Annotated in this window: 9 protein-coding genes; 3 read left to right on the top strand and 6 right to left on the bottom strand. The window is 71.8% G+C overall.

Going from position 1 to position 10,488, the window contains the following annotated elements:
* A partial coding sequence (locus Dsi01nite_RS50115; RefSeq protein WP_203853574.1) for a Rho termination factor N-terminal domain-containing protein occupies positions 1-1,040 on the bottom strand: 1,040 nt, incomplete at its 3' end.
* Positions 1,041-1,330: 290 nt separating this feature from the next.
* Positions 1,331-2,278: a homoserine kinase gene (gene thrB / locus Dsi01nite_RS50110; RefSeq protein ID WP_373318951.1), complete on the bottom strand. Its 948-nt coding sequence runs from the start codon at positions 2,276-2,278 to the stop codon at positions 1,331-1,333.
* A gap of 41 nt (positions 2,279-2,319) precedes the next feature.
* Here thrB and Dsi01nite_RS50105 point away from each other — a divergent pair, with 41 nt between their 5' ends.
* From Dsi01nite_RS50105 to Dsi01nite_RS50095, 3 genes are read left to right on the top strand one after another with little or no spacing between them, the layout of a single operon-like run.
* On the top strand, positions 2,320-3,516 hold the full coding sequence (locus tag Dsi01nite_RS50105; RefSeq protein WP_203853572.1) for an MFS transporter: 1,197 nt from the start codon (positions 2,320-2,322) through the stop codon (positions 3,514-3,516).
* 39 nt (positions 3,517-3,555) lie between these two features.
* Positions 3,556-4,407 (top strand): SPFH domain-containing protein, encoded by an 852-nt coding sequence (locus Dsi01nite_RS50100; protein WP_203853571.1) that lies wholly within the window; start codon positions 3,556-3,558, stop codon positions 4,405-4,407.
* An 11-nt stretch (positions 4,408-4,418) separates the two neighbouring features.
* Complete coding sequence (locus tag Dsi01nite_RS50095; RefSeq protein ID WP_203853583.1) at positions 4,419-4,652, top strand: type II toxin-antitoxin system antitoxin; 234 nt, start codon at positions 4,419-4,421, stop codon at positions 4,650-4,652.
* A gap of 416 nt (positions 4,653-5,068) precedes the next feature.
* Here Dsi01nite_RS50095 and thrC read toward each other — a convergent pair whose 3' ends face one another.
* The 4 genes from thrC to argS are packed head-to-tail and all read right to left on the bottom strand — an operon-like array spanning position 5,069 to position 10,451.
* A complete protein-coding gene (gene thrC, locus Dsi01nite_RS50090; protein WP_203853570.1) occupies positions 5,069-6,118 on the bottom strand; it encodes a threonine synthase in 1,050 nt (349 codons plus the stop codon).
* 4 nt (positions 6,119-6,122) lie between these two features.
* Positions 6,123-7,394 (bottom strand): homoserine dehydrogenase, encoded by a 1,272-nt coding sequence (locus tag Dsi01nite_RS50085; protein ID WP_203853582.1) that lies wholly within the window; start codon positions 7,392-7,394, stop codon positions 6,123-6,125.
* An 8-nt stretch (positions 7,395-7,402) separates the two neighbouring features.
* Entirely contained in the window at positions 7,403-8,788 is a 1,386-nt protein-coding gene (gene lysA / locus Dsi01nite_RS50080; protein ID WP_203853569.1) for a diaminopimelate decarboxylase, read from the bottom strand.
* 4 nt (positions 8,789-8,792) lie between these two features.
* The gene (argS, locus tag Dsi01nite_RS50075; RefSeq protein WP_203853568.1) at positions 8,793-10,451 is read right to left on the bottom strand and encodes an arginine--tRNA ligase; all 1,659 of its coding nucleotides are present in this window, start codon (positions 10,449-10,451) and stop codon (positions 8,793-8,795) included.
* Between the last annotated feature and the right edge of the window lie 37 nt (positions 10,452-10,488).

Raw genomic sequence — 10,488 nt, 5'->3', positions numbered from 1 at the left:
ATGTCGTCGTCGCTGACCTGCGGCTCGTTGCCACCACCACGGGCGGTCGCGGCGCCGGCCGGCTGCACCTGCTCGCCGTCGCGGTCACGGCCGCGGCGGCGGTCCCGGAACCGGCTGCGGCGCCCGCGCCGGCCGGTGCCGTCGTCGTCGCCGTCGTCCTCGGCCTGGTTGAAGCTGCCGCGCTGGTTGCGGTCGCCGGCGGCGCGGTCGCCGCGGTCGCCGCCGCTGTTGCGGTCGGTGCGCTCCGCGGTCCGCTCGCCGGTGCGCTCGGCCCGGTCGTTGCGCTCGGCCCGCTCACCACGCTCGGTGCGCTCGCCGCGTTCGGCGCGCTCACCACGCTCGGCCCGCTCCGGGCGCTCGGCCCGCTCCGGACGCTCGGCGCGCTCGGCCGCGCGTTCGGTGCGCTCGGCGCGCTCAGGACGCTCGGTCCGCTCGGCGCGCTCAGGACGCTCGGCGCGCTCCACCCGCTCGGCGGTGCGCTCGGCCCGGGCGCTCCGGGTGCGGGCCGGACGCTCGGCGGCCTCGGCGGCGGGCTCTGCGGTCGGCTCGGCGGCCTGCTCCACGGCGGCGGGAGCGGCGGGGGCCTCGGCGGCCGACGCGGCCGACGCGGTCGCCCGCGGCTCCGGCGGCCCGGCGGCCCTGGTGGCCCGGCGAGGGGAACGGGCAACAGGAGCCTCAGCCGCGCCCTGCGTGGCGGACGGCCAGTCCTGCTCCGACGGCTCGGCGGTCCGCGCCTCGGCCCGGGCGGCCCGGGCGGGGGCGGCCGTGGCGGCAGGGGCAGCCGAAGTGGTGGCAGCGGCGGCGGGGCGCGACTCGCCGGCCTGACGCTCCTGGATGGCCGTCACCAGCTCACCCTTGCGCATCCGCGCGGTGCCGGAGATGCCCAACGAGGCGGCCAGGCTCTGCAGCTCAGGCAGCAGCATGCCGGACAACCCGGTGCCTGAGCGGCGCCGACGCGTCGCCCCGGCCTCGGCGCCGTCGGCCTCGACCGCGGCGCGGTCGCTCGAGACATCCGACGTGACGTCGGTGGTGTCGCTCAATGGATTCCTTCCCTCGTTAGGCCGGGATGCCCGGAGACGAGACACGGTGGCCGGGCGGCCCGGGGGCTCCCGCCTCGCTGCGATCGAGCGGAGCGGGAGGTGTTGCAGCGCTGTGCGGGTGAGCCGGGCGCCACCATCTGCGGCCTGGCCCAGCCGTGCGCGCGCGACCACATGAGACGCGGGTTGGCGGCCGGGCGTGCGCAAGGGGTGCCACGGAAATCGGAGCACGCCGCCCCGCATGAGATCGCCGCACGGAGCGGCTGCGTAGGACTAGAGAGTAATCAACTCACCTAGCCAGCGGCAACAGGGTCCCGATCGGCGTGTTCCAGCGTACCCCACACCAGGTCAACCCCGACGAGGGCACCCACCAGATCGACATCGAGCGGCAATACCCGCCAACCCGGCGACGGCGACGGCGCCCAGCCGCCCGTGGCGAGGGCCAGGACGCTCGGGCCGGCGCCGGAGATGACGGCCGCGACGCCCGCTTTCCTCAGCGTCGCGACCAGCTCGGCGCTGCCGGGCATGGACGGTGCCCGATACCCCTGGTGCAGCCGGTCCTCGGTCGCCACGAACAGGTGCGACGGATCGACGGTGATCGCATGGACGAGCAGCGCGGCCCGGCCGGCGTTGAGCGCGGCGTCCGCGTGCGGCACGGTCGCCGGGAGCGCGGCCCTGGCGACCTCGGTCAGCCCGCGCTCCTGCGGCACGAACACGTAGGGGCGGATCGAGGCGGCGGGATCCACCCGTACCGCCGCCGCACCCGAATCCTCGGTCCAGGCGATCGTCATGCCGCCCAGCAGGCACGGCGCCACGTTGTCCGGGTGCCCTTCGAGCTCTGCGGCGATCCGGAGCAGGTCATGGCCGCCGAGCCGCTCGGCACCGTCGCTCACGAGGGCGCGGGCCAGGGTCACCCCGGCCACGATCGCGGCCGAGGACGAGCCCATCCCGCGCGCCTGCGGGATGTGGTTGCGGCAGCGCAGGGCCAGCCCGGCGGGCCGCTCCCCCAGCTCGTCGAACACCCGCCGCATGGCCCGCACGACCAGGTGGCTCTCGTCGCCCGGCAGGTCGCCGGCGCCCTCGCCGATGACCTCGACGGTCACCCCGTCGCCGGCGACGCGCGCCTCGACCTCGTCGTGCAGCGACAGTGCCAGCCCGAGCGCGTCGAAGCCGGGTCCGAGGTTCGCGCTCGTCGCGGGCACGCGGACGGTGACCGGGGTGGACAGCAGAGCCATACGGATAATGAGATCACGGCTTCCGGACGGGCCCCTAAGGTGGGCCGGTGCCGCCCACATTGTCGATCCTGGCCCGCAACCGCGACTTCCGCCGCCTGTTCTCCGCCGACCTGATCGGGCTCGGCGCCGACTGGTTCGTGCAGATCCCGCTGCTCTCACTCCTGTTGCAGCTGACCGGCTCCGGGCTCTGGGGCGCGCTGATCCTCGCCGCGGACGTCGGTGTCATCGCGCTGCTGCAGCCCTACGCGGGGGTGATCGCCGACCGCTTCGACCGGCGCCGGATCCTCATCACCGCCGAGGTCGCGATGGCCGTCGCCACCCTCGCGCTGCTGGTCGTGCGGACCGCGGCGACGGCGTGGCTGGCGGTGCTCGCCGTCGCGGTGATCGCCGTGGCGAAGGCGTTCTTCGTGCCGGCCGCCTCCGCCGCCCTGCCGAACGTGGTCGACGCCGAGGACCTGCCCGCGGCCAACGCGCTGTCCGGCTCGGCGTGGGGCACGATGCTGGTCGTCGGCGCCTCGCTGGGCGGGATCGCGTCGGCGGTGTTCGGCCCGTACTGGTGCTTCGCCGTCTCCAGCGCGCTGTGCTTCCTGGCTTCGGCGCAGGTCGCCCGGGTCCGCCGTCCGCTGCAGGCCGCCCGGCCGGCGGTCCGGCCGGAGATCGGCGAGGCGGTGCGATACATCCGCAGGCACCCGAGGGTCGCCTCGCTGGTCACGGTCAAGGCCGCGGTCGGGCTGGGCAACGGCGTGCTGACCACGTTTCCGCTGCTCGCCGCCCTGTACGGGGTAGGCCCGCTCGGCGTGGGACTGCTGTTCGCGGCACGCGGGCTGGGCGCGCTGATCGGCCCGTTCGTGCTGCGCCGGGTGCTCACCCACCCGTCGTGGCTGCTGCCGGGCCTGGCGGTGTCGATGTCGGTGTACGGCCTGACGTACCTCGCCGTCAGCACCTCCCCCTGGTTTCCGCTGGTCCTGGTCGGGGTGACCGTCGCGCACCTGGCCGCCGGCGGCAACTGGATGATGTCCAACTTCGCGCTGCAGACCGAGGTCCCGGACGCGCTGCGCGGCCGGGTCTTCGCCACCGACGTCATGCTCGCCCTGCTCGCGGTCGGGGCGTCCCAGCTGATCGTCGGCGCGTTCGTCGACCGCGTCGACCCACGCCTGCTGATCGCGGTCTGCGGCGCTGTGACGCTCGTCTACGCGATCGGATGGGCGGCGGTCACTGTGTTCGGGCGCCGTGCGCTATCGTAGTGATATCACTCCGATAGCTACTTCGTTTGGGAGGCTGTCATGGAAAGACGAGCGTTTCGCGCGCCCGGGTTCCTGATCCTGCTCGTCCTGCTCGCGCTGATCGGCGGGGTGGTCGCCGTCGTGGCCGGACAGCCCGAGGACACCGCCGGCGTGCTCGTCGCGCTCACGGTCACCCTTGCCGTGCTGCTCATGACGGGCTTCACCGTCGTCAACCCGAACGAGTCCCGGGTCGTGCAGTTCTTCGGCCGCTACATCGGCACCATCCAGACCGCCGGATTCCACTGGACCGTGCCGTTCAGCTCGAAGCGCCGCGTCTCCCTGCGCGTGCGCAACTTCGAGACGGCCCGGCTGAAGGTCTCCGACGCCGACGGCAACCCGGTGGAGATCGCCGCCGTGGTCGTCTGGCGCGTCGTGGACACGTTCAAGGCGTCCTTCGGCGTCGACGACCACATCTCCTACGTCGCCGTCCAGGCCGAGGCCGCCGTGCGGCACCTGGCGACGAGCTACCCGTACGAGTCGCACGACGACGGCCGGACCAGCCTCCGCGAGGGCACCGTCGTCAGCGAGGAGCTGACGACCGAGCTCGGCGAACGCGCCGTCCTCGCCGGCGTCGAGATCCTCGAGTCGCGGATCACGCACCTCGCGTACGCCCCGGAGATCGCCCAGGCCATGCTCGCCCGCCAGCAGGCCAGCGCGATCGTCGGTGCCCGCTTCAAGATCGTCGAGGGCGCCGTCGGTATGGTGCAGAGCGCCCTGGACCGCCTGCGCGAGCTGGAGGTCGTCGAGCTCGACGAGGAGCGCAAGGCCCAGATGGTGGCGAACCTGCTCGTCGTGCTCTGCGGCGACCGCAACGTCCAGCCGGTCGTCAACACCGGCTCGCTGTACAGCTGAGGTCTGTGGCCGTGGCCGAACGCAAGAAGCTGCTCCTGCGCCTCGACCCGCAGGTCTACGACGCGGTCGCCCGGTGGGCCGCTGACGACCTGCGCAGCGTGAACGCGCAGATCGAGTTCGCGCTGCGACTCGCCCTGCGCCAGGCCGGCCGTGCCCCCCGCCCCTCTGCCGCCTCCCCCGACGCCACCGACGCCACTGACCCGGCCGACTTCCCGGACTCCGACGAGGACCCCGCCTCCAGTTGACCTTGGAGACTTTGACTCGCTCTGACCAGTCAAAGTCTCCAAGGTCATCGCGGCGGGCAGGGCGGGCGCGGGTAGCAGTTGACCTTGGACACTTTGACACCCTGGGGCCTGACAAAGTGTCCAAGGTCAACGTGGGCCAAGGTCAACGTGGGCCAGCGCTCGGCCCCGCCCAGCCCCGCGCCACAGCGACCGTCGCGTCACGGCCGCAGGTCGTGTCGCGGCCGTCCACGGCCGCGGGCTTGTTCACGACCGAAGGTCGTGGCTGCGCGACTGTTCGCGGACCTGCCAGGGCCAGGGCCAGCGAAAGCTGGGCCCCGGCCCGGTGTCTGGCGGGAGCGACGGTCCGCACCACCGCGGACCCGAGCCTGCCAAATCGGAAGCAGCAGTCCGGACCGTCACAGGCCCGGGCCGCAACATCAGGCCAGATCGAGCGCCTTCGCTGCGGCGAGCGCGTCGGCGGGGATCGTCGTCGGCGCGGGTGCCGTCGAGATCGCCCACTCGGGGTCCTTCAGCCCGTGACCGGTGACGGTGCAGACGATCGTCTGCCCATGCTCGATGAGCCCCTGGCCGCTCGCCTGCAGCAGGCCCGCGACGGAGGCCGCGCTGCCGAGCTCGACGAAGACGCCGACGGAGCGGGCGAGCAGCCGGTACGCCTGCAGGATGTCGCGGTCGGTCACCGCCTGGATGACGCCGCCGGACTCGTCGCGGGCGTCGACGGCCTTGGTCCAGGAGGCGGGGTTGCCGATGCGGATGGCGGTGGCGATCGTCGAGGGTTCGCGGACGACGGCGCCGTTGACGATGGGGGCGGCGCCGGAGGCCTGGAAGCCGAACATGCGCGGGCGGCGGGTGGCGTTGCCGGCCGTGAAGTCCTCCTGGTAGCCCATCCAGTAGGCGCTGATGTTGCCGGCGTTGCCGACCGGGAGGCAGTGGATGTGCGGGGCGTCGCCGAGCCCGGCGACGATCTCGAAGGCGGCGGTCTTCTGGCCCTCGAGACGGTCGGGGTTGACCGAGTTGACCAGGGAGACCGGGAAGTCGAGGGAGAGCTTCGACGCGAGGGCCAGGCAGTCGTCGAAGTTGCCGGAGACCTGCAGGAGGCGGGCGCCGTGGACGAGGGCCTGGGCCAGCTTGCCGAGGGCGATCTTGCCGGTGGGGACGAGGACGGCGCAGGTGATGCCGGCGCGGGCGGCGTACGCGGCGGCGGAGGCCGACGTATTGCCGGTGGAGGCGCAGATGATCGCCTTCGCGCCCTCCTCGACGGCCTTGGAGACGGCGACGGTCATGCCGCGGTCCTTGAAGGAGCCGGTCGGGTTCGCGCCCTCGACCTTGAGGTACACGTCGCAGCCCGTGCGGGCGGACAGCTCCGGCGCCGGCAGCAGGGGCGTGTTGCCCTCGTGCAGGGTCACCACCGGGGTCTGCGGTCCGACCGGTAACCGGTCCCGGAACTCTTCGATCAATCCACGCCACATGGCGCTACTCCCCTTCGACACGCAGGACGCTCGCCACGGCGCGAACGATGTCCAGGGCCCGCAGCTCGGCGACGGTGGCCGCGAGGGCGCGGTCCGCGGCGGCGTGCGTGACGATGACCAGCACGGCCTGGTTGCCGCGGCCCGACTGGTGCACGGTCGCGATGCTGACCCCGTGCTTGGCGAAGACGCCCGCGACGGCGGCGAGCACGCCGGCCTTGTCCGCGACGTCCAGCGAGATGTGATACCGGGTCAGTGCGTCGCCGATCGGGCGGATCGGCAGGTCGGCATACGCGGATTCCGATGCGGCGTGGGTACCGGCGAGCCGGTTGCGCGACACGGCGACGAGGTCGCCCAGCACCGCGCTGGCGGTGGGGGCGCCGCCCGCGCCACGGCCGTAGAACATGAGCTGACCGGCGGCCTCGGCCTCGACGAAGACGGCGTTGAACGCGTCGCCGACGCCCGCGAGGGGGTGCGTGCGCGGGATCATCGCCGGGTGCACGCGCACCGAGACCGCGTCGTCCTGCTTGGTGGCGATGCACAGCAGCTTGATCGTGCAGCCCATGGCCTTGGCGCTGGCCATGTCGGCGGCGGTGACCTCGGTGATGCCCTCGCGGTGCACGTCGGCGGCGGTGACCCGGGTGTGGAACGCCATGGACGCCAGGATCGCGGCCTTGGCGGCGGCGTCGAAGCCCTCGACGTCGGCGGTCGGGTCGGCTTCGGCGTAGCCCAGCGCGGTGGCCTCCTCGAGGGCCTCGGCGAAACCTGCGCCGGTGCTGTCCATCGAGGACAGGATGAAGTTGGTGGTGCCGTTGACGATGCCGGTGACGCGGGTGATGCGGTCGCCGTGCAGCGAGTCGCGCAGGGGGCGCAGCAGCGGGATCGCGCCCGCGACGGACGCCTCGTAGTACAGGTCGGTGCCGGCCTCGGCGGCGGCCTTGTGCAGCGTCGCGCCGTCCTCGCCGAGCAGCGCCTTGTTGGCCGTGACGACGCTCTTGCCGGCGCGCAGCGCCTCGAGCAGCCAGGTGCGGGCCGGTTCGATGCCGCCGACGACCTCGACGACCACGTCGACGTCGTCGCGTTTGACCAGGCCGAGCGCGTCGGTGGTGAACAGCGCCGGGTCGATCGGCAGGTCACGGGCCCGGCCGGCGCGGCGCACGGCGACGCCGACGAGCTCCAGCGGCGCGCCGATGCGGGCCGTCAGGTCCCGCTCGTGCTCGTGGAGCAGCCGGACGACCTCCGCGCCGACCGTCCCGCAGCCAAGCAGCGCCACCTTCACACTCATGGTCACCCCACGTCCAGTTTGAGCAGGTCGTCCTCGGTCTCCCGGCGGACGATGACCCGCGACTCCCCGTCAACCACCGCCACCACCGGCGGACGGGGGACGTGGTTGTAGTTGCTCGCCATGCTGCGGCAGTAGGCGCCCGTGCCCGGCACCGCAAGAAGATCTCCGGCGCGAACGTCGGCCGGCAGGAACTCATCCTTCACGATGATGTCCCCGGCCTCGCAATGTTTTCCCACCACGCGGGCGAGAATCGGCGGTTCGGTGGAGGCCCGGCCGGCCAGGGTCGCCGAATACGCGGCGTCGTAGAGCGCGGTGCGGATGTTGTCGCTCATGCCGCCGTCGACGGAGACGTACGTGCGGATGCCGTCGACGTCCTTGACCGTGCCGACCTCGTACAGGGTGAACATCGCCGGACCCACGATCGCCCGGCCCGGCTCGATCGACAGGTGCGGCACGCTGAGCTGCAGCGCCGCGCATTCCTGCTTGACGATCCGCATCAGGTCCGTGGCCAGGTCCCGCGGCTCCGCCGGGGTGTCCTGCGTGGTGTACGCGATGCCGAACCCGCCGCCGAGGTCCAGCTCGGGCAGCTCGATGCCGTGCTTGTCGTGGATGGCGGCCTGCAGCTGCAGGAGCCGGCGGGCGGAGACCTCGAAGCCGGACGTGTCGAAGATCTGCGAGCCGATGTGGGAGTGCAGGCCGCGCAGTTCGAGTGCCTGTTCGGTGATGATCCTGTCGACCGCGGCGGCCGCGGCGCCGCCGGAGAGGGAGAAGCCGAACTTCTGGTCCTCGTGGGCGGTGGCGATGTACTCGTGGGTGTGCGCCTCGACGCCGACGGTGACCCGGACCATGACCTTCGGCCTGGTGCCTGTCTGCTTGGCGATCGTGGTCAGGCGGTCGATCTCGTCGAAGGAGTCGACGATGATCCGGCCCACCCCGGCCTCGACGGCCCTGGTGAGCTCGGCGACCGACTTGTTGTTGCCGTGCAGGCCGATGCGCTCCGGCGGCATGCCGCCCCGCAGCGCGACGGCAAGCTCGCCGCCGGTGCACACGTCCAGGGACAGGCCCTCCTCGACGAGGATCCTGACGATGTGGGTGGCGATGAAGGCCTTGCCGGCGTAGAAGACCTCGGCGCCGCCGAAGGCCTCCTTGAACGCCCTGCAGCGGCTTCTGAAGTCTTCCTCGTCGAGGACGTACGCGGGGGTGCCGTGCTGTTCGGCGATTTTCCGGATATTCACCCCGCCGACGGCCATTTCGCCACCTGCTGTGCGCTCGACCGTTCTGGGCCAGAGCTGGGGCACGAGGGCGTTGACGTCCTGCGGGGTGCGCAGCCAGGAGGGGCCGCTGAAGCCCAGGTCCCCGTGCAGCGCTCCGGCCTCATGTGCACGCATTTGCTTACATCCGTTCCGGTGCTGAGACGCCGAGCAGGTCGAGCCCGTTGACGATGACCTGGCGCGTCGCGTCGTTGAGCCACAGCCGCGCCCGGTTGGTCTCCGTGATGGGCTCGTCGCCCTGCGGCAACACCCGGCAGTTGTCGTAGAAGCGGTGGTAGGACCCCGCGAGCTCCTCCAGATAGCGTGCCACGCGATGCGGCTCGCGCAGCTCCGCGGCCGTGGCGACCACCGCCGGGAAGTCACCGAGCGCCTTGAGCAGGTCGAGCTCCTTGTCGTGGACCAGCAGCCCCGGCTCATAGGTGTCGGTGCGGTGCAGCCCGAGCTCGGCCGCGTTGCGGGCGACGGAGGCGGTGCGTGCGCCGACGTACTGGACGTAGAAGACCGGGTTGTCGTTCTTCTGCCGCGTGATCACCTCGATGTCGAGGGTGAGCGGCGAGTCGGTCGAGGAGCGGGCGAGGGAATACCGCGCGGCGTCGACCCCGACGACCTCGATCAGCTCGTCGAGCGTGATCAGCGTGCCGGCGCGCTTGCTGAGCCGGACCGGCTCGCCACCGCGCAGCAGGCTGACCAGCTGGCCGATCAGCACCTCGATGTTCTTCTCCGGGTCGTCGCCGGCGCAGGCCGCGATCGCCTTCAACCGCCCGATGTATCCGTGGTGGTCGGCGCCGAGCATGTAGATGCAGCGGTCGAAGCCCCGCTCACGCTTGTTGATGTAGTACGCGGCGTCGGCGGCGAAATACGTCTTCTCGCCGTTGGACCGGATCAGCACCCGGTCCTTGTCGTCGCCGAACTCGGTGGTGCGCAGCCAGATCGCGCCGTCGGCCTCGAAGATGTGGCCCTGCTTGCGCAGCTCGTCGAGGGCGTGCTCGACCGCGCCGCCGTCGTGCAGGGTCTTCTCGGAGAACCAGACGTCGAAGTGGACGCCGAACCGCTCCAGGCTGTCCTGCATCTCCTTGAGCATGGCCTTGTAGCCCTCGCCCTGGAACGCGATTGCCTGCTCTTCCTGGCTTTTGCTCGTAATATCCGGATTTTCCGTGGTGATTTTTCGTGCAATGTCCTGAATATACTCGCCCGGATACCCGTCCGGCGGCGTCGGCTGGTTGTTGGCCGCGGCCTTCACCGACTCGCCGAAGCGGGCCATCTGCACGCCGGCGTCGTTGATGTAGTGCTCGCGGGTCACCTCGGCGCCGGCCGCCGACAGGATCCGGCCGAGCGCGTCGCCGACCGCCGCCCAGCGGGTGTGCCCCAGGTGGACCGGCCCCGTGGGGTTCGCCGAGACGAACTCCAGGTTGACCTTCTCCTTGGCGAGGGTGTCGCTGCGCCCATACGCCCGGCCGGCCGTCACCACGATCCGCGCCAGCTCACCGGCCGCGGCCGCCGACAACCGGATGTTGAGAAACCCGGGCCCGGCGATCTCCACGGCATCGATCCCGGGAGTTTCCTGCAAGTTTTTCGCGACCGCCGTGGCGAGCTCGCGCGGGTTCAGCCCGACCTTCTTGCCCAACTGCAGGGCGATATTCGACGCATAGTCACCATGCTCCGGGTTTCGCGGTCGCTCCACGCTGGTCGTCGCAGGAAGAACGGACGCGTCGAGGTCACGCTCAGTAAGCGCCGCCCGGGCGGCTTCGAGGACTGCTACGGCGAGTTCAGCGGGAGTCACCGACAAATGTTATCGGGGGTAGACTCCGGTACTTGGC

Source organism: Dactylosporangium siamense, assembly GCF_016862795.1.
Classification (GTDB): Bacteria; Actinomycetota; Actinomycetes; order Mycobacteriales; family Micromonosporaceae; genus Dactylosporangium; species Dactylosporangium siamense.
This window is presented reverse-complemented; position numbering and strand designations above follow the sequence as displayed.

Excerpts from the sequence above, each read along its gene's own strand:
- Dsi01nite_RS50100 (WP_203853571.1), top strand. The coding sequence starts at position 3,556 with ATGGAAAGACGAGCGTTTCGCGCGCCCGGGTTCCTGATCCTGCTCGTC.
- thrC (WP_203853570.1), bottom strand. The coding sequence starts at position 6,118 with ATGTGGCGTGGATTGATCGAAGAGTTCCGGGACCGGTTACCGGTCGGA.
- lysA (WP_203853569.1), bottom strand. The coding sequence starts at position 8,788 with ATGCGTGCACATGAGGCCGGAGCGCTGCACGGGGACCTGGGCTTCAGC.